22 protein-coding genes and 1 pseudogene are annotated in these 23,449 nt (G+C 68.1%); 6 read left to right on the forward strand and 17 right to left on the reverse strand.

Annotated elements, in window-relative coordinates; all coding sequences use genetic code 11:
• Positions 1 to 86: 86 nt before the first annotated feature.
• The 3 genes from flhA to G3N99_RS13055 form a co-directional block, all read right to left on the reverse strand.
• The gene (flhA, locus tag G3N99_RS13045) at positions 87 to 2,186 is read right to left on the reverse strand and encodes a flagellar biosynthesis protein FlhA (RefSeq protein WP_174940053.1); all 2,100 of its coding nucleotides are present in this window, start codon (positions 2,184 to 2,186) and stop codon (positions 87 to 89) included.
• A 79-nt stretch (positions 2,187 to 2,265) separates the two neighbouring features.
• Positions 2,266 to 3,462, reverse strand: a complete 1,197-nt coding sequence (gene flhB, locus G3N99_RS13050; RefSeq protein ID WP_174940055.1) for a flagellar biosynthesis protein FlhB — start codon at positions 3,460 to 3,462, stop codon at positions 2,266 to 2,268.
• A gap of 339 nt (positions 3,463 to 3,801) precedes the next feature.
• The gene (locus G3N99_RS13055; RefSeq protein ID WP_174940333.1) at positions 3,802 to 4,182 is read right to left on the reverse strand and encodes a DUF805 domain-containing protein; all 381 of its coding nucleotides are present in this window, start codon (positions 4,180 to 4,182) and stop codon (positions 3,802 to 3,804) included.
• 385 nt (positions 4,183 to 4,567) lie between these two features.
• Here G3N99_RS13055 and G3N99_RS13060 point away from each other — a divergent pair, with 385 nt between their 5' ends.
• Positions 4,568 to 4,969: a hypothetical protein gene (locus G3N99_RS13060; protein WP_206122576.1), complete on the forward strand. Its 402-nt coding sequence runs from the start codon at positions 4,568 to 4,570 to the stop codon at positions 4,967 to 4,969.
• Positions 4,970 to 5,058: 89 nt separating this feature from the next.
• On the opposite strand, the gene G3N99_RS13065 is transcribed toward G3N99_RS13060, so the two are convergent.
• From G3N99_RS13065 to G3N99_RS13115, 11 genes and pseudogenes are all read right to left on the reverse strand, one after another.
• A complete protein-coding gene (locus G3N99_RS13065; protein ID WP_206122577.1) occupies positions 5,059 to 5,556 on the reverse strand; it encodes a VOC family protein in 498 nt (165 codons plus the stop codon).
• A gap of 168 nt (positions 5,557 to 5,724) precedes the next feature.
• On the reverse strand, positions 5,725 to 6,963 hold the full coding sequence (locus tag G3N99_RS13070) for a DUF3443 family protein (protein ID WP_206122578.1): 1,239 nt from the start codon (positions 6,961 to 6,963) through the stop codon (positions 5,725 to 5,727).
• Positions 6,964 to 6,979: 16 nt separating this feature from the next.
• The gene (locus tag G3N99_RS13075) at positions 6,980 to 7,483 is read right to left on the reverse strand and encodes a DUF2844 domain-containing protein (RefSeq protein WP_174948072.1); all 504 of its coding nucleotides are present in this window, start codon (positions 7,481 to 7,483) and stop codon (positions 6,980 to 6,982) included.
• Between the two features lie 261 nt (positions 7,484 to 7,744).
• The gene (cheZ, locus tag G3N99_RS13080) at positions 7,745 to 8,476 is read right to left on the reverse strand and encodes a protein phosphatase CheZ (protein WP_011350602.1); all 732 of its coding nucleotides are present in this window, start codon (positions 8,474 to 8,476) and stop codon (positions 7,745 to 7,747) included.
• 1 nt (position 8,477) lies between these two features.
• Positions 8,478 to 8,873: a chemotaxis response regulator CheY gene (gene cheY / locus G3N99_RS13085; RefSeq protein WP_011350601.1), complete on the reverse strand. Its 396-nt coding sequence runs from the start codon at positions 8,871 to 8,873 to the stop codon at positions 8,478 to 8,480.
• A 67-nt stretch (positions 8,874 to 8,940) separates the two neighbouring features.
• A complete protein-coding gene (locus G3N99_RS13090) occupies positions 8,941 to 10,032 on the reverse strand; it encodes a chemotaxis response regulator protein-glutamate methylesterase (protein WP_011350600.1) in 1,092 nt (363 codons plus the stop codon).
• Between the two features lie 38 nt (positions 10,033 to 10,070).
• A pseudogene (gene pnuC, locus G3N99_RS13095) lies at positions 10,071 to 10,319 on the reverse strand (nicotinamide riboside transporter PnuC); the annotation flags it as partial.
• 59 nt (positions 10,320 to 10,378) lie between these two features.
• Positions 10,379 to 12,610 carry a TonB-dependent siderophore receptor gene (locus tag G3N99_RS13100; protein ID WP_206122579.1) on the reverse strand — a complete coding sequence of 744 codons (2,232 nt, stop codon included), beginning with the start codon at positions 12,608 to 12,610 and terminating at the stop codon, positions 10,379 to 10,381.
• A 617-nt stretch (positions 12,611 to 13,227) separates the two neighbouring features.
• Positions 13,228 to 13,431 carry a DUF2970 domain-containing protein gene (locus tag G3N99_RS13105; protein ID WP_174916090.1) on the reverse strand — a complete coding sequence of 68 codons (204 nt, stop codon included), beginning with the start codon at positions 13,429 to 13,431 and terminating at the stop codon, positions 13,228 to 13,230.
• A 122-nt stretch (positions 13,432 to 13,553) separates the two neighbouring features.
• The gene (locus G3N99_RS13110; protein ID WP_206122580.1) at positions 13,554 to 15,689 is read right to left on the reverse strand and encodes a pyridoxamine 5'-phosphate oxidase family protein; all 2,136 of its coding nucleotides are present in this window, start codon (positions 15,687 to 15,689) and stop codon (positions 13,554 to 13,556) included.
• Positions 15,690 to 15,725: 36 nt separating this feature from the next.
• Positions 15,726 to 16,370 carry a glutathione S-transferase gene (locus G3N99_RS13115; RefSeq protein WP_174982383.1) on the reverse strand — a complete coding sequence of 215 codons (645 nt, stop codon included), beginning with the start codon at positions 16,368 to 16,370 and terminating at the stop codon, positions 15,726 to 15,728.
• Positions 16,371 to 16,496: 126 nt separating this feature from the next.
• Between G3N99_RS13115 and G3N99_RS13120 the strand changes: the two genes are divergently transcribed.
• Positions 16,497 to 17,438: a LysR family transcriptional regulator gene (locus tag G3N99_RS13120; protein WP_206122581.1), complete on the forward strand. Its 942-nt coding sequence runs from the start codon at positions 16,497 to 16,499 to the stop codon at positions 17,436 to 17,438.
• 130 nt (positions 17,439 to 17,568) lie between these two features.
• On the opposite strand, the gene G3N99_RS13125 is transcribed toward G3N99_RS13120, so the two are convergent.
• Both G3N99_RS13125 and G3N99_RS13130 read right to left on the reverse strand, forming a co-directional pair.
• Positions 17,569 to 18,006: a hypothetical protein gene (locus G3N99_RS13125; RefSeq protein ID WP_241011616.1), complete on the reverse strand. Its 438-nt coding sequence runs from the start codon at positions 18,004 to 18,006 to the stop codon at positions 17,569 to 17,571.
• A gap of 94 nt (positions 18,007 to 18,100) precedes the next feature.
• On the reverse strand, positions 18,101 to 18,742 hold the full coding sequence (locus G3N99_RS13130; RefSeq protein ID WP_241011612.1) for a TetR/AcrR family transcriptional regulator: 642 nt from the start codon (positions 18,740 to 18,742) through the stop codon (positions 18,101 to 18,103).
• A 103-nt stretch (positions 18,743 to 18,845) separates the two neighbouring features.
• On the opposite strand from G3N99_RS13130, the gene G3N99_RS13135 reads away from it, so the two are divergent.
• The 3 genes from G3N99_RS13135 to G3N99_RS13145 are packed head-to-tail and all read left to right on the forward strand — an operon-like array spanning position 18,846 to position 22,310.
• Positions 18,846 to 19,748, forward strand: coding sequence for an SDR family NAD(P)-dependent oxidoreductase (locus G3N99_RS13135; protein ID WP_206122582.1), 903 nt, complete (start codon positions 18,846 to 18,848; stop codon positions 19,746 to 19,748).
• Positions 19,745 to 21,319, forward strand: coding sequence for an NAD(P)/FAD-dependent oxidoreductase (locus G3N99_RS13140; protein ID WP_174948127.1), 1,575 nt, complete (start codon positions 19,745 to 19,747; stop codon positions 21,317 to 21,319). The genes G3N99_RS13135 and G3N99_RS13140 overlap by 4 nt, the downstream gene beginning before the upstream one ends.
• A 7-nt stretch (positions 21,320 to 21,326) precedes the next feature.
• Complete coding sequence (locus G3N99_RS13145) at positions 21,327 to 22,310, forward strand: alpha/beta fold hydrolase (protein ID WP_174982389.1); 984 nt, start codon at positions 21,327 to 21,329, stop codon at positions 22,308 to 22,310.
• Positions 22,311 to 22,367: 57 nt separating this feature from the next.
• On the opposite strand, the gene G3N99_RS13150 is transcribed toward G3N99_RS13145, so the two are convergent.
• Positions 22,368 to 22,766, reverse strand: coding sequence for a carboxymuconolactone decarboxylase family protein (locus tag G3N99_RS13150; protein ID WP_206122583.1), 399 nt, complete (start codon positions 22,764 to 22,766; stop codon positions 22,368 to 22,370).
• Between the two features lie 424 nt (positions 22,767 to 23,190).
• On the opposite strand from G3N99_RS13150, the gene G3N99_RS13155 reads away from it, so the two are divergent.
• A partial coding sequence (locus G3N99_RS13155) for a hypothetical protein (RefSeq protein ID WP_206122584.1) occupies positions 23,191 to 23,449 on the forward strand: 259 nt, incomplete at its 3' end.

The raw sequence follows: 23,449 nt of genomic DNA on the forward strand, positions 1-23,449 counted from the left end.
TGACAGCACGACCGCGTCGGCGCCGAGTGCCTCGCGCACGAGACGAAGTGCGTCGCGGCTCGTTGCGCCGGTGAATTTGCGAATGTTCAAGCGGAACCCCCGATGACGTTAACGACTTTGATCGTGCGTGTGTCCGGCACTTCGGCATACGACAGCACTTTCAATTGCGGCAGGCTGCGGCGCAGGAAACGCGCGAGCATCGCGCGCAGCGCGTGCTGCACGAGCAGCACGGGCGGCAGCCCGAGATTCTGTTGACGCAGCATCGCCTGTTGCGTGCCGGTCAGAAGGTTGTGCGCGAGGCCGGGTTCGAGGCCCGGGTTCGCGCCGGTGGCGAGCGCCTGCGACAGCACGCGCTCCAGATTCGAGTCGAGGCCCATCACCTGCATTTCGCCGGCGCCCGGATACCACTGCTGCGTGATCGCGCGGCCGAGCGACAACCGCACCGCGGCCGTGATCTCGAACGCATCGCCGCGGCCCGCGTGTTCGGACACGGCCTCGAGGATCGTGCGCATGTCGCGGATCGGCACGCCTTCCTCGAGCAGGTTCTGCAGCACCTTTTGCAGCGTCGTCAGCGAAATCGTCTTCGGCACGAGGTCCTCGACGAGCGACGGCGCATCCTTGCCGGTGCGCTCGACGAGCGACTGCACTTCCTGGCGGCCGAGCAGTTCGGCCGCGTGCTGGACGACCAGATGGTTCAGGTGCGTCGCGACGACCGTGCTCGCGTCGACCACCGTGTAGCCGTACACCTGCGCCTGTTCGCGCATCGCGACGTCGATCCACACGGCCGGCAGCCCGAACGCGGGATCCTGCGTGACGGCGCCCGGCAGCGCGGCCGTCACCTGGCCGGGGTTGATCGCGAGCCACTGGCCCGGGAACACTTCGCCGACGCCGATCTCGACGCCTTTCAGCGCGATCCGGTACGCGTTCGGCCGCAGTTCGAGGTTGTCGCGGATATGGATCACCGGCGGCAGGAAGCCGATTTCCTGCGCGAATTTCTTGCGGATGCTCTTGATGCGCTTGAGCAGTTCGCCGTCGCTGTTCTTGTCGACGAGCGGAATCAGCCGGTAGCCGACTTCCAGCCCGAGCGGGTCGATCAGCTGCACGTCGTCCCAGGTCGCCTCGTGGCTGTCCGACGGCAGCACCGCGGGCGGCGCGATGTCGGTCAGGTCGCCGGCCGCCTTGCGGGCCGCCGCGCGCTTGGTCTGCGTGCGGGCCAGCCAGATCGCGCCGCCGCCGAGTGCGAGGAACGCGAAGTGCGGCATGCCGGGGATCAGCCCCATCAGCACGATGATCGCGCCGGTGATGTTCAGCACGCGCGGGTTCGTGAACAGCTGGCCGGTGATCTGCGTGCCGATGTCCTCGTCGGTCGCGACGCGCGACACGATCACGCCGGCCGCGGTCGAGATCACGAGCGACGGGATCTGCGCGACGAGGCCGTCGCCGATCGTCAGCAGCGTGTAGTTCGTGCCGGCTGCGGCGAACGTCATGTCGTGCTGAACCATCCCGACGATCAGCCCGCCGATCACGTTGATCGCCATGATGATCAGGCCGGCGATCGCGTCGCCGCGCACGAACTTCGACGCGCCGTCCATCGACCCGTAGAACTCGGCTTCCTGCGACACGGCCAGGCGGCGCTTGCGGGCCTGCTCTTCGTTGATGAGGCCCGCGTTCAGGTCGGCGTCGATCGCCATCTGCTTGCCGGGCATCGCGTCGAGCGTGAAGCGCGCGGACACTTCGGCGATCCGCCCCGCGCCCTTCGTGATCACCATGAAGTTGATGATCATCAGGATCACGAACACGACGATACCGACCGCGAAGTTGCCGCCGACGAGGAAGTGGCCGAACGCCTCGATCACCTGGCCGGCCGCGTCCGGGCCCGTGTGGCCTTCGAGCAGCACGACGCGCGTCGAGGCGACGTTCAGCGACAGGCGCAACAGCGTCGAGAACAGCAGCACGCTCGGGAACGCCGCGAAGTCGAGCGGCTTCATCGTGTACATGCTGACGAGCAGCACCATCACGGACAGCGCGATGTTGAACGTGAACAGCAGATCCAGCAGCATCGGCGGCAGCGGCAGGATCATCATCCCCAGGATCATGCAGATGAGGATCGGGCCCGCGAGCGCGCGCAGGTTGGTACCCGCGAACATGTTCGGGCGCTTCGCGAACAGGCCGGTCGGGGTGCTCATGCTGCCTCCCGCCGGGCCGCCCCAAGGGCGGCAGCCGCCCCCTTGGGGAGCAGCGAACGAACGTGAGCGTGGGGGCTAATCATGCTCTACCTCCCTTGCCGAGCGTGTCTTCCTGCTCTTCGCGTTCATCGTCGGCGGACACCGACGCGCCCTTGTCTAGGTCGGCCGGCACTTCCAGATCGACCGGCATCGCGGGGAACGCGCCGCCTTCCGAACGGAAGCGCTTGAGCTGGTAGACCCACGCGAGCACTTCGGCGACGGCCGAGTACAGCGAGCCGGGAATCTCGCGTTCGAGTTCGACGTTGTGATACAGCGCACGCGCGAGCGGCGGCGCTTCGAGCAGCGGCACGTTGTGTTCGGCCGCGAGTTCGCGGATGCGCGCGGCGACGAGGTTCACGCCCTTCGCGACGACCTTCGGCGCGCGCATCTCGCCGTCCGTGTATTGCAGCGCGACGGCGAAGTGCGTCGGGTTCGTGACGACCACGTCGGCCTGCGGCACCGCCGCCATCATCCGGCGGCGCGCGAGCGCACGCTGCTGCTGGCGGATCCGCCCCTTCACGTGCGGATCGCCTTCGTTCTCGCGATGCTCGCGCTTCACTTCTTCCTTCGTCATGCGCAACTTCTTGTTGTACTGCCAGATTTGGTAAGGCACATCGAGTGCGGCGACCACCAGCATCCCGGCGACCGTCGTGCCGCAGCACACGGCGACCAGGTGCAGCGCATCGGGCAGCGCCACGCCGAGCGGCTGCGTCGCGAGGCCGAGCAGCTCGTCCTTGCTGCGCCAGATCGCGATGCCGCCAATCCCGCCGACGACCAGCGTCTTCGCAAGCGACATCCCGAGCTGGATCGGCCCCTGGATCGAGAAGATCCGGCCGAGGCCCGAGATCGGGTTCAGGCGGTCGAACTTCAGCTCGAACGTCTTCGACGAGATCAGCCAGCCGCCGAGCGCCATCGGCGCGAGCAGCGCGGCGACGCCGGTGAGCGCGAGGATCGGCAGCAGCGCGGCGAAACCTTCGAGGCTCGCGCTGCCGGCCGCCGACAACATCCGGTTCGTGTCGAACGCGGTCGCGCGATCGAACGTGAACGCGCCGCGCAGCATCGCCTGCAGATGCCCGCCCGATGGGCCTGCGAGCAGCCACGCGCCATAGAACCCGGCCGCGAGCAGCGCGAACGAAGCCAGCTCGCGCGAACGCGCGACCTGCCCCTCCTCGCGCGCCTTTTCGCGGCGCCTGGGAGTGGCGGCTTCGGTCTTGTCGAGATCGCTCTCGTCTGCCACGGGGCCTCCAGTCGGGTACGGCGGAATGCCGCTTTCCAGTGACACCGATTATTCATGGAGGCGTCAAACGCCGATCGGTCGAGCAAAGCCGGGAAAGGGGGGTATTTCGGGGAATCGGGCGAGCCGGTGCGAACGCGGCTGGACGGGGGACGGAACGGTGTGCGGCGCGGCGGAAAAACGTGCCGGCGGGTGCGATAGCGGGGGGGTGGCGCCGGACGGAGCGGCGACGGTGCGAAGCGAGGAAAAGTCCGGAAAGGGTGTAGCGGTGAAACGGCGTGACGGGTGCGACGCGAAACCGGGCCCCGACGCGACGGCGTCGCGCGTCGGGGCAGGCGTCGGTCAGGCTACCGCGACCGGATCCTCGCCGAAGCGGTTCGGACCTTCGGTGCCGCGCGAGCACGTCCACACGAGCAGCAGGATGCTGCCGACGATCGGAATCAGCGCGAGCAGCAGGAACCAGCCCGAGCGGCCCGTATCGTGCAGGCGGCGGACGCTGACCGCGATGCCCGGAATGATCAGCGCCAGCGAAACCAGCGCGAGCACGCCGAGCAGCAGCACCGTGATCAGGCCCGCGTTGCGGCCTGCCACGCCGATGATCTGGGTGGCGATCGAAAGGATGAAGCTCAGCAACACGAAATACCAGTATTCGGCACGACGCGCGCGGCCGTCGAATGTCGCGTATTTATTGAGTACGGAACGAACGGCTTCAGAAAAATTCATTTTATTACCCTCCTGTTTTATATAGACGACCCCGGAAACAACGCCGGCATTATATGTTTGAATTTCCACGGGCTCCATCTCTTTTCACATTCCGGGTAGTGCGCGTATCCGGCCGCATCGCCCGCAGGCACGGTGCGGAGTGGCACGGGAACGGCTGCAACAGCGGAATGCGGCGCCATCGACTTGCATGCCGCGTCATTTTAATAATCTTGAAGACCTGACAGAAACGACAGCCCGGATAATCCAGCATTTGATTACATCCGAATGAAATCGGGTGCGATCGATAATCGGCGAGCGTGCGCTGCATTCGATTAACCGGCCGGCATTACGGGGGCGCGCAAAGCGCGCTACCCTTCGCCATTACCGATTCCGGTCGAACCGCACCATGCTCCGTCATCCGCTCGTTCCGTTGTCGCTCGCCTGCGCGCTGACAGCCGGCTGCGCAGGCACGCCGGCTCCGCCGCCCGGCGCGCAGGCGCCTGACGCGCCGCATCCCGGCACGATCGCGCTGCACCATGCGTGGAACGGATCGACGCAAACCCTGCGCGCGCAGGATTTCCCGGCAAGCTTCACGTTCCGCTGCGTCGATGCGCGCGGCGAACCGGCGGAACGCGCCCGCGCGGCCTGGTGCGTGCCGGTCGTCGAGATCGAATCGGTGTCCGTCGATGCCGCCGGGCGCCTGGTCGCACCGGCCGACGCCGTCCAGATCGAAAGCACCACGTACGGGCCCGGTCACCGCTTCCTCGACCATACGCGCCTGATGCGTGACGGCCGGCCACCGGTCTAGCACCCGTTCCGGCCGCTCGCGGGCTTGCGCAGCCCCGACCCCGGCGCCGATTCGCCGGTCCACGCCAGCACCGTGCGACTCCCCGGCCCCTAGCCCGCCGCCGCCCGCTGCAGCGCGTCGAGGTCGAGCTTCTTCATCGTCATCACCTGCGCCATCACGCGCTCCGCGCGCGCCGAATCGCCCGTCATCAGCTCGCTCATCTGCACCGGCACGACCTGCCACGACACGCCGAAGCGGTCCCGCAGCCAGCCGCACTGCTGCGCGCGCTCGTCGCCGCCTTCCGACAGGTGCGCCCAGTAGCGATCGATTTCGTCCTGGTCCCGGCAGTTGACGACGAACGACACGGCCGGCGTGATCTGGAACACGGGGCCGCCGTTCAGCGCGACGAACGCCTGCCCGTCGAGCTCGAACGCGACGGTCATCACCGCGCCCTCCGCGCTGCCGGACGCGTGCGCGCCGGCCTTGCCGTAGCGCGCGACGTGCACGATGCGCGCGTTGTCGAACACCGAGACGTAGAAGCCGGCGGCCGCCTCGGCGTCGCGGTCGAACCACAGGAACGGCGTGATGCGTTGTATGCGCGGGTTCATGGCGCTGCCTCCTCGATGTCGTGCCGGCACGGATGCCGGTATTACATCGTAGGCGCTGTGCCCGCACGCGGCGGCGCGCCGGTCGGACCCGTCATGCCGCGCACGGCCGGCGAATAAAAAAAGGGGACGATCGCTCGCCCCCTCTCTTCAGCGTACTGCCGTGCCGCGTCAGAACGCGACGAAAGGCGCCGCGCCGCCGCTCGCGGTCTTGTCCATCCCGAAGTAGATCGTCTTGCCGTAGAAGTGCGGCATGCCGACGTCGAGCCAGCTGGACGAGCCGAACGGACCCGCGATGTCGTTGAACGCGAACGTCGACGGGTTCGAGAACAGCGAATCCGCATTCACGACGGGCATCGATACCGTACCGCTCACGCCGTTCTGGCCGGTCAGCGTCGCCGAGTAGGTGGTCGACGCCGACGGGCAGTAGAACTGCGTGTTCTTCGAACAGGCCGTCTGCGACGAATCGTTGAAGAAGTACGCATTCGAACCCGTGTCGAAGAACGCGGTCACGTTGCGTCCGAGGAACGTCGCGTTGACGTCGCCCGTGGTGGTCGACGTCATCACGGTTTTTCCGGTCAGGTCGGGCAGGCCGAACGTCAGCGTCCCGGTCGCACTCGCCTGTCCGTTGTTCGAGATGGTCGGCATGCTCACGCTCACCCCGCTGCTGTCGGCAAAACGATGCACCGGGTTGGCCACCTGCTGCGCCACCGGCACGAGCGCCACCGCGCAGTTCGCGTTGTCGCCGTTCGGGCATGCGTAGTAGTTGTTGTTCGTCGACGTCGACGTCGCGCAGGTCGTGCCGCAGTCGACCGGCGCCGGCCCGATGCCGAGGATCCCGTTCGCACCGAGCGCGCTCGCCGAGTTGGCCGACGCGCCGCCGTTCGTGCACGAACTCGGCACGTTCGTCGTGCCGAGATCGCCGATGATCTGCACGGGCAGCGAGCTCGCCTGCTCGGAGCCGATCGACAGGTCGACCGTGCGCACCGAACCCCACGTATAGCTCGACACGAACTTGCCGCACTCGGCGACCGGCGCGCCGCCGCTCGTCACCTGCGGGAGGCTGCCGAGCACGCCCGACACGGCGCTGCCGACGAGCCGCAGCCCGTAGGACGCGGTATCGACGAGCACGTTGTTGACCACCTGGCAGTTCGACGTGCCCGGCGCGCAGACCTTCAGGCTGACGGTCGGGATGTTGATCACGTTCGCGACGCCGGCGTTGACGGTGATGACGGCCGTGTTCCCGGAATTGCCGTCCGAGCCGCCGTTACCGGTGTTGCCGTTGTTGCCGTTGTTGCCCGAGCTGCTGCCGCCGCCGTCGCCGCCGCCGCATGCCGTCACGAGGATGGCCGTGGCCGCCGCGAGGCCCAGCACGCCGAGCCAGCGCTTGAATGTACGAGGAATTCTCAAGATCGCTCTCCCGCTGTCACTGGATGTCGGTGCCGGTCAGGCCGGCAGGCAGCGCCGCTGGCAGCCACGCTTGGCCCGAGAAGGCGCCCATGTGGCCGCCTGTCCGGATCACGAGGCCGCTCGTGTCGACGGACACGGGCGCGCGCCAGCCGCGCGCCTTGTGCGCCGCCTGGACGCCTGCGGTGTACTGCGGGAAATAGCTGCCGAGCAGCGAGGCAAGATCCGGCATCGTCGGCCCTTGCCATGCGAGGCCGAACACGCTGCCGGCGGCCGACGTGTATTCGTGGATGACGGTGCCCGATCCGAGCGTGATCTCGCGGACGGTATAGGCGGCCGTGCTCGTCTGCACGCCGTCTGCCGAACGCATCGCACGCTGCAGCGCGCGCACGGTTGCGGCCTGATCGTCCGCCGGCGGCGACATCGGTGCGCCGCCCAGTTCCGCGTGTGCGTGGAGGCTCCACAGCACACCCATTGCAGCCGTCGCGTGCGTGACGGCCCAGCCCAAGCGTTTCAGCTTCACGTTCCCCCCCAAGGGACTGGCTTCGTTGCCGGCGGAACGGCCATCGTGCCCGCGCCACCTTCCAACATATGAAATCTTACGAATGACGCTACGTTGCTGCTGACGCGTAGTATGCCTGCTGAGTGTGCCGAAGTGTCAATTTGACGCAGGACGACGCTGGGTCTCGCAAGTGAGACGCGCGCGGGAAAGCGGTGCGGGGAACGTGTGACGCGTGCATCGGGCGGCACCGCGACACGCGGCGCGCCGATGCATGCGGCAGGGTCAGAAGCCCAGGCTGGCGAGCAGGTCGTCCACTTGCCCCTGGTCCTGGACCACGTCGGTTTTGCCTTCCGGCGCGATCTGCGGGCCGTTCAGCAGCGACTCGGGGCTGCCGGTCGAGCTCATCTGCTCGGCGGCGAGCAAAGCCGCGGTGGCCGCGAACTGCTCGCGCCGCTCGGGCGCGATGTTCTCGACGAGCACGGTGAGGAGCTGCTGCTCGATCAGGTAGACCATGTCCATGATCTTCTTGATCACCTGCCCGGTCAGGTCCTGGAAATCCTGCGCGAGCATGATCTCGAGCAGTTGCGCGCTGGTCGCCGAAGTCGATTCCGGCAGCGTGCGCAGGAACGTGCGCGTATCGTCCATCAGCTCGCGCACTTCCGCGTGCTCGATCGGTGCCGCGTACCACTGCGCCCAGCGCGCGTCGAGTGCCTCGGCCTCGTTCTGGATGCGCTCCTGCATCGGCTTCGCGACTTCGATCGCGTTCAGCACGCGCACGGCGGCCTGCTCGGTCATCGTCGCGACGTAGCGCAGCCGGTCGCGCGCATCGGGCACGGCTTCCGCCGCCCGCTCGACGTGCTTGTCGAGCCCGAGCTCGCGCATCGAATCGCGCAGCGTGCGCGTGACATGGCCGATACGCGCGAGGATGCGGTCGCTCGCGAAATCGGCGCCTTCGGCCTGGCCGTCGGCGCTGAACCCGGCGCCGGTCAGCGCGGCATGGATCGGCTCGTTCACGTCAGCTCCCGGCCTTCGCCATCTTGTCGATGATCTTGTTCAGCTTCTCGTCGAGCGTCGCGGCCGTAAACGGTTTCACGACGTAGCCGCTCGCGCCGGCCTGCGCCGCCGCGATGATGTTCTCCTTCTTCGACTCGGCCGTGACCATCAGCACCGGCAGGTGCGTGAGCGTCGCGTCCGCGCGGATTTCCTTCAGCATCGCGAGGCCGTCGAGGTTCGGCATGTTCCAGTCGGAGATCACGAAGTCGAAACCGCCGCCGCGCAGCCGCGCCAGGCCGGCCGCGCCGTCTTCGGCCTCGTCGACGTTCGAGTAGCCCAGTTCCTTGAGCAGGTTGCGGACGATCCGGCGCATCGTCGGGAAATCGTCCACCACCAGGATTTTCATGCTCTTGTCCATCGTCGTTCCTTTCCAGATTCGTTTCCGTCGGGACGCGTATCGTGGCACGCGCCCCGTGACATTCCATTCAAACGCGCTGCACGCGGTCGCCCATCGTCGCCAGGCGCGCCATCACGCGGCGGCTCATCTCGGCGAGCGGCACGATCTCGTCCGCGCCGCCGAGCGCGATCGCCTCGCGCGGCATGCCGAACACGATGCAGCTTGCTTCATCCTGCGCGAACGTGTGAGCGCCCGCGCGTTTCATTTCCAGCAGGCCGGCCGCGCCGTCGCGGCCCATCCCGGTCAGGATCACCCCGATCGCGTTCTTGCCCGCGTGCGTCGCCGCCGAGCGGAACAGCACGTCGACCGACGGACGGTGCCGGTTCACCGGCGGTTCGTCCGACAGTTGCGCAATATAGTTCGCCCCGCTTCTCGCAAGCAACAGGTGCGCGTGGCCCGGCGCAATATACGCGTGACCCGGCAGCACGCGCTCGCCATGCTCGGCTTCCTTCACCGCGATCCGGCACAGGCCGTTCAGCCGCTGCGCGAACGACTTCGTGAAGCCCGGCGGCATGTGCTGTGCGATCAGCACGGCCGGCGCATCCGGCGGCAGCGGCGTCAGCACTTCGCGGATCGCCTCGGTGCCGCCCGTCGACGCGCCGATGATGATCAGCTTCTCGGTACTGACGAGCGGGTTGTTGATCATCGGCGCGGCCGGGTGGCTGTCCGCCGCGCGCGCGACGGCCTGCGGCTGCGGCGCCTGGCGCACGCGTGCACGCGACGCCGCGCGGATCTTGTCGGCGAGCTTTTCCGCGTAGTCGAGCATCCCGTCGCGAATCCCGACGCGCGGCTTCGTGACGAAATCGACCGCGCCGAGTTCGAGCGCGCGCAGCGTGATTTCCGAGCCGCGCTCGGTCAGCGACGACACCATCACGACCGGCATCGGCCGCAGGCGCATCAGCTTCTCGAGGAAGTCGAGCCCGTCCATCCGCGGCATTTCGACGTCGAGCGTGAGCACATCGGGGTTGTGCTGCTTGATGAGTTCGCGCGCGACGAGCGGATCGGGCGCGGTCGCGCACACCGTCATGTCGGGCTGGCTGTTGATGATCTCGGTCATCAGGCTGCGGATCAGCGCCGAATCGTCGACGCACAACACTTTGATCTTCTGCACTGCGGTCATGCCTCCTGCTTTCTTGATAGGTTCGCCGCCCGCACGCCGCCGGCCGGCGCCGCGCTGCCGTCGGCCTCGCTCGCACGCTGCGCGAGCCAGCGTTGCCAGCCGTACACCTGCAGCATCGCGAACGCGCCCTGCAGCAGCATGTCCGAATACAGCTTCGCGTCGAAGAAGATCCAGCCGTACAGCGCGACCGACACGAGCCCGACCGGCCAGCACAGCATGCGCCGCTTCGCGGTCAGCCAGATCGCGAGCGCGCTGACGATCACGCCGGCGATTTCGAGTGGGGACATCGTCTGTGCTCTCCAGGTTAGCTGCCGGGGCCACGCGTCACGCGGCCGGTTCCGGACGGTCAGAAATCATAGGTCAACGACACGCGCGCGGTGCGCGGCGCACCCGGGAACAGGTACGCATCGCCCTGCTGCTCGCCCGCGTCGCGCCAGTAGAACTTGTTGAACAGGTTGTCCACCGACACGCGCAACACCGTGCGATGGCCGCCGATCTTCGTCGTATAGCGCGCGCCGAGATTGAACACGAACCACGACGGCACGCGCGCGGTGCCCTCCTCGTTCGCGTTGCGGGCCGCGCTGTATTCGACGCCGCCCAGCACGTTCAGCCCCGCGACGCCCGGCACCGCGTAGTCCGCATACAGCGACGCGCGCAGCGCCGGTACGTTGATGATCTGGTGCCCTTCGTACGCCGGCGACCCCGAATCATATGCACGCGCACGAATCGCCGCGACGCTGGCCGTCAGCCCCAGACGCTCGGTCACGCGCCCGGCCGCGCCGAGCTCGATCCCCTGGTGCCGCTGCGTGCCGCGCTGCACGAACGTGTAGCTCGTGCCCGATGCGTCCGGGTCGGCGAACTGGAACGGCTTGCTGATCGAGAACACGGCGGCCGTGAGGCTCAGCCGGTCGAGCCAGTCGTATTTCGCGCCGACCTCGAACTGGTGCGATTCGACGGGCGGCAGGAACGCATACGCGTTGGTCGCGCGCACGGGCGCCTGGTCGCCGAGCGACAGCGCCTTGCTGTACGACGCGTACAGCGACAGCACGTTCACGGGCTTGTAGACGAGCGCGACCTGCGGCAGGAACACCGAACGGTCGGTATGCGTCGTCTCGCCGTCGAGGCTGCTCCAGCTGCGCTGGCGCAGCAGCACTTCCTTGCCGCCCGCGAGCACCTGCCAGTGTTCGCCGAGGCTGATGCGGTCGAGCCCGAACACGCCATACTGCCACGCATCGAGGCGCGGATACGACGGGCCGGGCGAATTCGGCGACGGCGAGAACGTCGTGTCGGGCCCGTAGATGTTCTCGCTGCCCACGTAGTCGTACACGGCGTCGGCCATGCTCACGACGCGGCGCTGCACGCTCACGCCGAGCGTCAGCTCGTGCCGCAGCGGGCCCGTCGCGAACTTGCCCGTCGTGACCGCGCGCAGGTCGTCGTTGCGACGATATTCACCAGGGCTGCGGAAGTCGTACACGTCGTAGTCGCCGTTCGCGCCGAAGAAGAACGGCGACGTCGCACCCGCCGTGCAGCTCGCCGCATACGCGCAGCCGTATGCGAACGCGCTGTTGTCGTCGATCATCGTGCGGCTGCGGCCGGCGGCGATATAGGCCTTCCAGTCGTCGTTGAACTGGTAGTCGAAGCGCGCGTTCAGGTTCAGCGCGTCGGTCGTCACCGGTTTCGCCCACGGCTGCGTGCCGAGCGCCTTCGACGTCGTCTTGATCGATGGCACGACGGTGCCGCCAAGCAGCTGGTAGCCGGGTGCGGAACGCTGGATCCATTGCTGGAATTCGGCATTGAGCTGCAGGCTCGCGCGCGGGCTGATGTCCCAGTCGGCGGCGATCGAGCCGAACGTGCGCCGTCCGTTCGTGCCGTCGATGTACGAGTGCATGTTCTCCTTCGCGGCATTGATCCGGAAGCCGAACTGATTGTCGGGGCCGAAGCGGCGGCCGAGATCGACGGCCGCCGAGGTCGAGCCGCGGCTGTCGACGCCACCCGTCACGCTCGCGACGTTCGCCGAGCGCTTCGTCACGAAGTTGATCACGCCGCCCGGCGCGACGACGCCGCTGTCGATGCCGGCGAGCCCCTTCAGGATCTCGACGCGTTCCTTGTTCTCGAGCGGCACGTTCTGCTCGCCGGACACCGTCAGCCCGTCGATCCGGATCGCGCTCGCGAGATCGACCGGGAAGCCGCGGATCGCAAAGCCTTCGAAATAACCGACCGGCGCATAGTCGTTGACGACCGACGCGTCGTTGCGCACGACGTCGCTCAATCGCTTTGCCTGCTGGTCGTCGAGCTGTGCGCGCGTGACGACGCTCACCGACGCCGGCGTATCGCGCAGCGGTGTGTCGTCGAGCCCCGCGACCGACGCGTTGCGTACGCGCAGCGCGTTGCCGCGCTCGCCGCTCACCGTGATCGTCGGCAGCGTCGCGCTGCCGGCTGCGTCGACGTCCGGCGCAGGCGTGTCGCCCTGCGCCGCGGCGGCCTGTGCCGCGAAAAGCGTGATGCCGAGACCGACGCCAAGCCCGACCTTCGCGCGCCGCCGCCGTGCGGGCGACGCTGTTGTTCTATTCACCGTCATTGTTCTGGATGGAAAACTCGCCACTCGACCCTGTCGAAACCCGTTAAGAAGCTGCGAAGCGTGCCCGCGACCGGACCCGGCCCCTCCGCCGGACGCATGCGCCGGCCCGATATTCATCAGACGAACCGGACGATACGGCGCGCAAGCGGGCCGCTCGGTCGGTAAGACGCAGGATGGGACTCGGATTCAGGTGACGCACCGGGAACCGACGCAGCCGTCGACGGGTTCGTCGGAGGCGTGTCGGGCGCCGGCTGCATCGCGCGGTCTGGTCATGCGGGGGGACGCTTCGAACGCCTCGGGGCCGGTGCGACGTACTTGCGCGCACCGTTCGATGGAACGGCGGCGTGCCCGTCGCGCGCGACATCGCGGCGCGGCGCGCATTTTACCCCGGACAGGGCTGGCCGCCCTGGAATCGGGCGAAACGGGAGGCGGCGAAGGCGGGAGTCGGGAGTCGGGAGTCGGGACAGTGCGACTCGGGCGGCACGGCGACGGTGCCGATGTGCGCGTGACTGACGTCATGCGCGGCCGCCTCGATCACCGGCGCAGTTGCGCGCCGGTCATATGGCTGGAATTCGGAGCGGGAACGTTCTCCCGCTCGGGATCCGGCGGGTGGCCGCTCAGAACCCCTGCATCGTCACGGTCGGATCGACGACCAGGTGCACGACGCCGTAGATGACCGCCCCGACGAGCACCGCGAGGATGATCGCCACGAACGGCAGCAGCGTGAAGTTGGCGTTTGCGAGATCGGTCGCGTGCGCCTTGCTGTTGCGTACGCCGAAGAAACTCCACAGGACCAGTTTGATCATGCCGAGCAGTTTCATGATTGCGCTCCTTTCATCTATCGGTTGACGCTATCGTCGATCCGACCGGCATCCGAAAAAAGAAGCAGTTGCGCGCGCTTTTCGCGCAGCAGGCCGTCTGCGGCGGCGTGTCGCAGGGTGCGTCAGCGGTCGAGCACGAGCGGTTCCGACCCTTGCGCGGGCCGCGCGACGCACAGCAGCGCGCAGCCGGGCTCGACCGGTGCATCGGGCGCCTGCTCGTAGTCGACCGCGCCGGACAGCACGCGCGTCGCGCACGTGCCGCACGACCCGGAGCGGCATTCGGACGGCACATCCACGCGCTGCCCCTCCGCGAATTCGAGCAAGGTGCCGTCGGCGGGCACCCACGCGGCTTCGCGGCCGGTGCGCCGGAATACGACCGGCACGCCCGCCACCGCTGGCGTTGCGGCCGCGCGGGTCGCGCTGCGTACCACGCTCGACGGCCCGAATGCCTCGAAACGGATGCGTTCGTCCGGCACGTTCAACGCACGCAGTCCGTCGTACAAGTCGCGCATGAACGCAGACGGTCCGCAGAGGTAGAAGTCGTAATCGTCGAACGAAAGAATCCGCTTCAGTTGGGCAACGTCGATGCGGCCGGCATGTGCTGCCGAGCCTTCGTGAGGATGGCTGTCGAACCAGTGGAGTGACAGCCGCTCGTCGGTAGCTGCGACGCGCGCCAGCGCCTCGGCGAACGGTCGATCATCCGATTCGCGCGCCCCGTGCACGAACACCACGCGACGCGACGGTTGATCGTCGGCCAGCGCACGGCGCAGCATCGCGATCATCGGCGTGATGCCGATACCGGCCGACACGAGCACGGCCGGGCGCGGGCTCGCGAGATCGAACGAGAAGCGGCCGCGCGGCATCTGCGCGTCGAGCGTCATGCCCGCCTGCGCGTGCTCGTGCAGCCACGCCGATACGCGCCCTTCGCGCTTCACGGTAATCCGGTAATGCGCGCCGCCCGGTGCATCGGAGAGCGTGTAGCTGCGAATCGCCGGCGAATCGCTGCCCGGCAGCGCGACGCGCAGCGTCAGGTGCTGCCCGGCTTCGTAGGCGGGCAACGTGCCGCCGTCCACCGGTTCGAAATGGAACGAGCGGATCGCGCGCGCTTCGTCGACGATCTTCGCGATGCGCAGCAGCCGCCATGCGGGTGCCGATGTCGATGCGGTCGTCGATGCCGATGTTGATTCGGGTGCGGGTGCGGATGCGGATGCGGATGCGGATGCGGATGCGGATGCGGACGGCACCACAACTGCGCCTGCGCTTGCAACTGCGTTTGCCCCCACCCCCGCCGCCATCGCCGCGAACTGCGGCGCACGCTCGACCGCCGACCACCGGAACGGCAGCACCGCGCGCATGCGCCGCACTTCCCGCACATGGAACCGCACGACCCGCTGCGCACCGTCGAACGACGCGACGAGCGGCCCGTCCCACACGATCTCGGCGCGCGCAGCCACATACAGCAGGTCGCCGTTGTCGAAATCGACGAACAGCAGCCCCGCGCGCGGATCGTGCTGCAAATTGCCGAGCGTGTTGAAGAAGCGGTTGCCGCTGAAATCCGGCGTCGTCAGCGTGCGCGCATCGTCGACGCGAACGAAGCCCGGCATCCCGCCGCGATGCGACACGTCCGCGCCGCGCGCGGCGCCCGCGTCCGCCGACGTGTTCGCGCTCGCGACGAAGAACGTATCGGCCTGCGCCAGCAGCGCACGGTCGGCATCGTTCAACGCGTCCGACACGTCGGGCCCGGCGGACGTATCGCCTTCCCGTGCGATGAACGTCGGCTTGCGGCCCTGGATGTACTTCGCGCAGTTGCCGAAGCTCTGCTCGACCGCGATCGTCAACGCATCGCCGTCGACCGCGCGCACGACGCCGTTGACGCGATTGCGCCGCCGCGTATCGAACTCGATGCCGAGCCCGCCGAGCGGCGCGCCCGGCTGCCACGCGCCGGCCAGCGGATCGCCCGGCAGCGCGCGCGCCGCGATGCGCAGCGTGCGCGCGTCGGGCGACGTCACGAACCCCGGCGCGCCCGCCCGCAGCGTCGCCCACGGCTGGCCGTGCGCATCGACGCCACCGAGCACGAAGAACGGCAGTTGCGCGAAAAACGTCCGGTGCTGGTCCGGCATGAAGCGCCGGATCCCGCGCCGGCCAGCCGAACCCGCAGCGTCCGTCACGCCCGCGCGCTGCTGCACCGCGAGCTCGCCCGCGTGAAACGGCGCTGTGTCGAGTTCCCAGCCCGGTACGACGGCGGTCGGGGTGTTCATCACGTTCTCCCTGAGCAGGCGCGGCTTCGGTGTGCGTTATGCGGCGAGCAGGCCCACGCGCGTCGTCGGCATCGCGACGAAGCCCGGCAGCGCCTCGATGCGCGCCAGCCACGCACGCACGTGCGGATACGGCTCGAGCGACACGCCGCCCTCCGGCGCGTGTGCGATGTACGAGTACGCGGCGATATCGGCGATCGTCGGCTGTGCGCCGGCGGCAAACGGCTTGCCGGCCAGCTCGTGGTCGATCACGTCGAGCACTTTCGCGGCCGTGCGCTTGGCGGCCTCCTGGTCGAGCTTCGCGCCGAACACGGTCACCAGCCGCGCGGCGGCCGGCCCCGATGCGATCGGCCCGGCCGCATACGACAGCCAGCGCTGCACGACTGCCGCGCCGGCCGGGTCGTCAGGCAGCCAGTGCGCGTCGCCATAGCGCTTCGCGAGGTACACGAGAATCGCGTTCGAATCGGCAATCACCGTGCCGCCATCGTCGATCACGGGCACCTGCCCGAGCGGATTGAGCGCGAGGAAGGCCGGTTCACGCTGTGCGCCGGCGGCGAGATCGACGTCGACGGTCTCGGACGCCAGGCCGAGCAGCGACAGGAACAACCGGACGCGATGTGCGTGCCCCGAGAGCAGGAACGAATAGACACGAATCGGCGAAGCAGGCTTGCTGGCGGCAGACATGGAAACTCTCCGGAATCTCGCGCCGCCGGGGATCGGCGACGAACAACCGCAGCGTAGCGCTCGCCGTTCGTCACCAGAAGACGGATAATCGAGGAAACATTATCCTTTTCCATAGGACAATCGACGATGGCCGATCTGCGCGACGTGAACCTGAACCGGCTGGCGATCTTCGTCGCGGTGGTCGACGCCGGCTCGCTGACGGCCGCGGCCGAGCGGCTCGGCCTGGCGAAGACGGTCGTCAGCACGCACATGCAGCGCCTCGAATCCGAGGTCGGTGCGAACCTGCTGGTGCGCACGACGCGGCGGCTGAGCGTGACCGATGCGGGGCGGGCGTTCTACGACGCGTGCCGCGACATCATGCGCGCCACCGAAAGCGCGCTCGACGCGGTGTCGTCCGACGCGGGGCCGCTGCGCGGCACGCTGCGCGTGAGCGTGCCGATCGACTACGGCGCGCTGGTCGTCGCGCCTGCCGTCGTCGCGTTGCGCGACCGGCATCCGGGGCTCGACGTCGAACTCGTCGCGAACGACCGTGTGGTCGATCTCGTCGCGGACAACCTCGACGTCGCGATCCGCATCGGCCGCCTCGCCGATTCGAACTATCGGGCGGTGCAGCTCGGCACGTACGAGAAATGGCTGGTCGCGAGCCCCGCGTTCGTCGCGCGCCACGGGCGGCCGCAAGATCCGGATGCGCTCGGCGCGCTGCCGTTCGTGATGCTGTCGACGCTGCCGCGCCCGCACACGGTCGAACTCGAAGACGTGAACGGCGGCACCGCTTCCGTGCGCTGTGTCGCGCAGGTCGTGTCGAACACCGCCACCGCGTGCCGCGCGATCGTGCTCGCGGGCGGCGGCTTCGGGCTGCTGACGGATTTCTCGACCGCTGACGACGTCGCAGCCGGGCGGCTCGTGCGGCTGCTGCCCACGTGGCGCTCGGCGCCGGCCGGGATTCATGCGGTGTATCCGTCGACGCGGCTGCCTTCGCCGAAAGTGCGGGCGTTCGTCGATGCGATGAAGGCGAGGATCGGGGAGACGGCGGGGGCGCCAACAACGAAGCGTTCACGCCCTGCTTAGCCAAAGAAGACGTCGCAGCGGAACGAGGAAACATCTCTTCATGCACGTAGCATGATCCGACATCCATGACGGCCAGTTCCGCTTCGCCGCCGCCATGGTTCGACGCCAGTCTCGCCAGGCAGCAAGCCCGTCACATGAACTTGACGTAGCACGCCTTCTTCTCGACCTGTTCGCGCTTGAATCCACTGTCGGCCATGCACGCTTCGTACTCGTCGGGCAGCGGCTTCAGATTGAAGATCCTCTGGTCAAACCCGGTGGGCAGGCCATGATCCAGTTCGTCCTGCGCCTCTTCGCAAGTTGCCTTCGCCAGGCTGAGCTTCACGGGCTCACCGGTAATGACGTTGCGGATCTTTTCATATTCCCCGCTCTTGCACGCTGCAATGGCGTCCTTGAGGTGTCGCGTGTAGATCGCATCGCGGCATCGATCCCCTTCCTGGTCCCGGTTCTTGAACTTCGCCGCGAAAGTCTGCGACTTCCACACGGTTTCAGAAGTCGTTGACTCGCTGAACGGCCAGCAGCCGCAGCCCGTCAGCCCCAGGACGGAAACAGCCATTCCCGCCGACGTCATGCGGCGCAACCATCGGTTTCGTGCTTGCATAGATTCCTTGTTATCGATTAGCGGCCATGCCTGATCGCGGGCAACCGGCCCCGTGCCCGCGCATCTACCCCGCCTCCCGCAACGTCCCCAGCAGCACCTTCCTGCAACTCGCGACCATCTGCGCCTCCGGATCGCGATATTCGGTGAGCAGCCACGCCGCGCCGACGTTCGTCATCGCGCCGACGAGCGCGAGCCCGATCAGCCGCTGCTCGGTGCGCTCCGCGGGCGTCGCCGCTTCGCGCGGCGCGCCGATCGCCATGATCAGCTTGCCGAAATCGATCAGCATGCGCTGGTAGGTCATGTCGGTGTCCGCGCTCACGCCCATCACCTCGAGCAGCAGCACGCGCGCCGCGCACGGGTCGCGCAGGAACGCGAAGAACGCGGCGAGCCCCGCATCGACGCTCTCGCGCAGATCGCCGCCGCGCTCGGCCACTGCCCGCCCGACCGCGTCGTGCAGCTGCTGCGCGTGATGCAGGTAGGTGCAGCGCAGCAAATCCTCGGTGCTCTCGAACGCCGCATAAAAATAGCGATCGTTCAGCTTCGCTTCCTGGCAGATCGACCGCACGGTCGCCTTGCGGAACCCGACCGTGCCGAACACGCGCGTCGCCGCGCGGATCAGTGCGTCGCGCCGCTCCGCGGCCCGCACCTCGGGCGCCACGCCGCCATACGACCGGCCCTTCTTTTCCGTTTCGAGTGCTTTCTCCATTCCGCTATTTGACATCAGGACACCCGAAAACTAAAGTGGTGACGAACAACACCACATTAGACGCGCCGCCGGCGCAGCGCAAGCGGAACGGGAGGAGCAACGAATGAACGGGTTTTCCGGCAAGGTCGCCGCGATCACGGGCGCCGGTTCGGGCATGGGCCGCAGCCTCGCGGTCGAGCTCGCGCGGCGCGGCTGCGAGGTCGCGCTGAGCGACGTCAACGACGTCGGGCTCGCCGGCACGGCGGCCGCCTGCGCGCAGCACGGCGTGCGCGTGAGCACGCGGCGGCTCGACGTGTCCGACCGCGATGCGGTGTTCGCATGGGCCGATTTCGTGCGCGCCGAGCACGGCAAGGTCAACCTGGTCTTCAACAACGCGGGCGTGTCGCTGGCCGCCAGCGCCGGGACCGCGCGCATCGCCGATCTCGAATGGATCGTCGGCATCAACTTCTGGGGCGTCGTGCACGGCACGCAGGCGTTCCTGCCGCATCTGCGCGCATCGGGCGACGGGCACATCGTCAACACGTCGAGCCTGTTCGGCCTCGTCGCGATGCCGACGCAAAGCGCGTACAACGCGACCAAGTTCGCGGTGCGCGGCTTCACCGAGGCGCTGCGGATGGAGCTCGAACTCGACGGCGCGCCGGTGAGCGCGACCTGCGTGCATCCGGGCGGCGTCGCGACGAGCATCGTCGACGCAGGCCGGGTCGATACCAGCATTCACGCGCTCACGGGCCAGGACGAAGCGACCCATCGCCGCCAGGCTAACCGCCTGATCAACGCGACGACGGCCGACGACGCCGCACGGCAGATCCTCGCGGGTGTCGAGCGCAATGCGCGGCGCGTGCTCGTCGGCGCCGATGCGCGCCGGCTCGACCGGATCGCGCGCCTGCTCGGCGCCGGCTACCAGTGGCTGATGCTGCGCCACGTACGCCGCGCCCGTGCCCGCAACCTCGAACGCGCGCATGCCCCGGCCGCGCTCCCGACCACGCCGACCAAGGATCCCGCATGACCTCGACGACGACCGACCGGCGCGCTGCGCCGCCCGCCCCCGACGCCCGTGGCGACAGTTACGACCTCGACGTGCTGATCGTCGGCGCCGGCCTGTCCGGCATCGGCGCGGCCTATCACCTGAAGCAGCGCTGCCCGTATGCCAGCGTGGCGATCGTCGAGGCGCGCGATGCGATCGGCGGCACCTGGGACCTGTTCCGCTATCCGGGCGTCCGTTCGGATTCCGACATGTTCACGCTCGGCTACAGCTTCCGGCCGTGGCACAGCGACAAGGCGATCTCGGACGGCCAGACGATCCTCGACTACATCCGCGACACCGCACGCGCATACGGCATCGACAAGACGATCCGCTACGGCCAGAAGGTGGTGGCGGCCGACTGGGATTCGAACCGCGCGCGCTGGACGGTACGCATCGAGCGCACGCGCGACGGTGCGACCGACACGCTCGTCTACACCTGCCGCTTCCTGTTCATGTGCAGCGGCTACTACGACTACGACGCCGGCTACCTGCCCGACTGGGCGGGGATGGACACGTTCGAAGGCAAGCTCGTGCATCCGCAGCACTGGCCGAAGGACCTGTCGTACGCGAACCGGCGCGTCGTGGTGATCGGCAGCGGCGCGACGGCCGTCACGCTCGTGCCGTCGATGGCGGCCGATGCCCAGCACGTGACGATGCTGCAGCGCTCGCCGACCTACATCGTGTCGCTGCCCGCCCGCGACAAGATCGCGAACGCGCTGCGCCGCGTGCTGCCGTCGCGGCTCGCGCACCGGCTCGTGCGCGTGAAGAACGTGCTGCTGACGATGTACCTGTACAACGTGTCGCGCCGCAAGCCGGACCGGACGAAGCAGTTCATCATCCGCGCGGCCAGCAAGCAGGTCGGCCCCGGCTTCGACGTCGCGAAGCACCTGACGCCGCGCTACATGCCGTGGGACCAGCGCGTGTGCCTCGTGCCGAACGGCGACCTGTTCAAGTCGATCCGCTCGGGCCGCGCGTCGATCGTCACCGACGAGATCGAGCGCTTCACGCCGACCGGCCTCAAGCTGAAGAGTGGCCAGCAGCTCGACGCGGACGTGATCGTTACCGCGACCGGGCTGAAGGTGAAGATGCTCGGCGGCGCGCGCGTCACCGTCGACGGCCGCGCGGTCGACCTGCCGGACACCGTGTCGTACAAGGGGATGATGTACAGCGACGTGCCGAACCTTGCTTCGTCGTTCGGCTACACGAATGCGTCGTGGACGCTGAAGGCCGAGCTGATCGCGCGCTACGTGTGCCGGCTGCTCAACCACATGCGCGCGAACGGCTACGACACGTGCGTGCCGCGGCTCGGCACCGGCGATCCCGGCAACGTGCCGGCCGTCAACCTGAGCTCGGGCTACATCCAGCGCGCGGCCGGCATCCTGCCTAAGCAGGGGCACAGCAAGCCGTGGAAGTTCCACCAGAACTACGTGCTCGATCTCGCATCGCTGAAGTTCAGCGGACTCGCCGATTCGGCGATGCAGTTCGAACGCCGCGCGAAAGCCGGCCCGGCCGCCACGACGCCGGTTGCCGAACCCGCACTCGAAACCCGCTGAGGCCGACATGACCCATACGCTCCATCTGATCCAGAACGTGCTGCTCGGCGTCGTCGCGGTGCTCGCCGCGCTCGCGCTGTTTACCGGTTACGTGGCCCGCCGCGTGACGCGCGCGTTTCCGCCCGAAGGCCGCTTCGTCGACATCGGCGGCGACCGCATCCACTACGTCGAATACGGCAACGGCCCGCCGATCGTGTTCGTCCACGGGCTCGCCGGGCAACTGCGCAATTTCGCGTACCTGCCGCTCGCGCGGCTCGCGCAGCAGCATCGCGTGATCCTCATCGACCGGCCGGGCGCCGGCCGCTCGCTCCGCGGCGCGGGCTCGCAGGCGAACGTGTTCGCGCAGGCCCGCACGGTCGCCGCGTTCATCGACGCGCTGAAGCTCGACAAGCCGGTGCTGGTCGGCCACTCGCTCGGCGGCGCGATCGCGCTCGCGGTCGGCCTCAATCATGCGGACCGCGTGAGCCGCCTCGCGCTGATCGCGCCGCTGTCGCACGAGCAGAGCGAGCCGCCCGCGCCGTTCAAGCCGCTGATGCTGCCGTCGCCGCTGGTGCGCCGCTTCGTGTCGTGGACCTTCGCGATTCCGCTGACGATCCTGACCGGCCGCAAGGCCGTGCGCCAGGTGTTCGCGCCGGAAGACGTGCCGCGCGACTTCCCGGTCAAGGGGGGTGGACTGCTCGGGATGCGCCCGCACGTGTTCTATGCGACCGCGACCGACCTGCTATCGGCCCCGGTCGACCTGCCCGCGATGGAGCGCCGCTACCCGGATCTCGCGCTGCCGGTCGACGTACTGTATGGCCGCGCCGATCCGATCCTGAACTGGCGCGAGCACGGCGAAGCGCTCGCGAAGAAATCGGCGCGCGTGCGGCTGAAGGTGGTCGAGGGCGGGCACATGCTGCCGGTCACGATTCCGGAAGCCACGGCCGACTGGCTGCTCGAAGTCGCCGCCGCGCCGGCCGAGGTGGCCGCGCCGTCGGCACGCATCGCGTAAGCCGCGACCGTGTAACAGGGCCTGATTCCGTGCCGTGCCGCCGGCGCCGCGGCGGAATCAGGCTTCGTCGTCGGGTACCGACAACCCGAGATCCGAGATCACCTCCCGCGCGCTGCGGAATGCCTCGACCGCGGCCGGCGCGCCTGCGTACAGCGCGCTGTGCAGCAACACCTCGCGGATCTCGACGAGGCTCGCGCCGTTGTTGAGCGCGCCGCGAATGTGACCCTTCAGTTCCGTGCTGCGGCCGAGCGCCGCCAGCATCGCGCACGTGCACAGGCTGCGCGTCTTCAGGTCGATCCCGCCCCGCTGCCACGTGCTGCCCCACGCGTGCTCGTTCAGCCAGTTCTGCAGCGGGCGCGAAAAGCCGTCGAGGTCGCGCATCGCGCGCTCGACGAACGCGTCGCCCATCACGTCGATGCGTCGCGCCTTGCCGTATTCCCTGTCCTGTTCGCTCATGTCCGTGTCCTGTGTGGAGTGGTGGTGGTTGCGGCGTCGTCGGCAGCCGGGGATGTCGCGCCATGTTCATCGGGCCGGCCCGTTTCGTCAAAGATGCGGCCCTCGGTTCGCGGCCGCCCGCGTCACGCGATATCGAACGCTACGTAACATCGCGCCGCGCGTTACGGCGGCTTACGGGAACATCGCTCCCGCCACGCCGGCGCACCGCGCGTGCCCGTCGCTCGAAACCGCCGGAACTCCGTTTAAATCGCGCGTATATTCCCGATTCCTGCAATAAAGCGCGACACCGTTTCGGGAAAGCTGTCGTGGCGCGGAATTTGCAGAGGAGGCTTGGACACACTTCCAATGTCGAGGCCAACATGCACAAACTCTTCAAGAAGACGACGGTAACGATGGCCGTCTCGTCGCTGCTCGCACTCTATGGTTGCGGCTCGGTCGACGGACCGACGACGCCGCCGACGATCAAGCCGAGCACGTCAGGGACGGGCGGCAGCTCGGGGACTTCGGGGACGTCGGGTTCTTCTGGGACGTCGGGTTCTTCAGGTACTTCGGGGACTACTTCGGGTACTTCGGGTACTTCGGGTACTTCGGGTACTTCGGGTACTTCGGGTACTTCGGGTACTTCGGGTACTTCGGGTACTTCGGGTACTTCGGGTACTTCGGGTACTTCGGGTACTTCGGGT

It is taken from the genome of Burkholderia sp. Ac-20392 (assembly GCF_017104585.1).
Taxonomy (GTDB): domain Bacteria; phylum Pseudomonadota; class Gammaproteobacteria; order Burkholderiales; family Burkholderiaceae; genus Burkholderia; species Burkholderia lata.

Coding starts and splice junctions, on each gene's coding strand:
- G3N99_RS13060 (WP_206122576.1), top strand. CDS start 4,568: ATGCTCCGTCATCCGCTCGTTCCGTTGTCGCTCGCCTGCGCGCTGACA.
- G3N99_RS13100 (WP_206122579.1), bottom strand. CDS start 12,610: ATGACGGTGAATAGAACAACAGCGTCGCCCGCACGGCGGCGGCGCGCG.
- G3N99_RS13125 (WP_241011616.1), bottom strand. CDS start 18,006: ATGACGTCGGCGGGAATGGCTGTTTCCGTCCTGGGGCTGACGGGCTGC.
- cheY (WP_011350601.1), bottom strand. CDS start 8,873: ATGGACAAGAGCATGAAAATCCTGGTGGTGGACGATTTCCCGACGATG.
- G3N99_RS13090 (WP_011350600.1), bottom strand. CDS start 10,032: ATGACCGCAGTGCAGAAGATCAAAGTGTTGTGCGTCGACGATTCGGCG.
- G3N99_RS13105 (WP_174916090.1), bottom strand. CDS start 13,431: ATGAAACTGCTCGGCATGATCAAACTGGTCCTGTGGAGTTTCTTCGGC.
- G3N99_RS13150 (WP_206122583.1), bottom strand. CDS start 22,766: ATGAGCGAACAGGACAGGGAATACGGCAAGGCGCGACGCATCGACGTG.
- G3N99_RS13115 (WP_174982383.1), bottom strand. CDS start 16,370: ATGTCTGCCGCCAGCAAGCCTGCTTCGCCGATTCGTGTCTATTCGTTC.
- flhA (WP_174940053.1), bottom strand. CDS start 2,186: ATGAGCACCCCGACCGGCCTGTTCGCGAAGCGCCCGAACATGTTCGCG.
- G3N99_RS13110 (WP_206122580.1), bottom strand. CDS start 15,689: ATGAACACCCCGACCGCCGTCGTACCGGGCTGGGAACTCGACACAGCG.
- G3N99_RS13140 (WP_174948127.1), top strand. CDS start 19,745: ATGACCTCGACGACGACCGACCGGCGCGCTGCGCCGCCCGCCCCCGAC.
- G3N99_RS13055 (WP_174940333.1), bottom strand. CDS start 4,182: ATGAATTTTTCTGAAGCCGTTCGTTCCGTACTCAATAAATACGCGACA.
- G3N99_RS13145 (WP_174982389.1), top strand. CDS start 21,327: ATGACCCATACGCTCCATCTGATCCAGAACGTGCTGCTCGGCGTCGTC.
- G3N99_RS13065 (WP_206122577.1), bottom strand. CDS start 5,556: ATGAACCCGCGCATACAACGCATCACGCCGTTCCTGTGGTTCGACCGC.
- G3N99_RS13120 (WP_206122581.1), top strand. CDS start 16,497: ATGGCCGATCTGCGCGACGTGAACCTGAACCGGCTGGCGATCTTCGTC.
- G3N99_RS13130 (WP_241011612.1), bottom strand. CDS start 18,742: ATGGAGAAAGCACTCGAAACGGAAAAGAAGGGCCGGTCGTATGGCGGC.
- G3N99_RS13135 (WP_206122582.1), top strand. CDS start 18,846: ATGAACGGGTTTTCCGGCAAGGTCGCCGCGATCACGGGCGCCGGTTCG.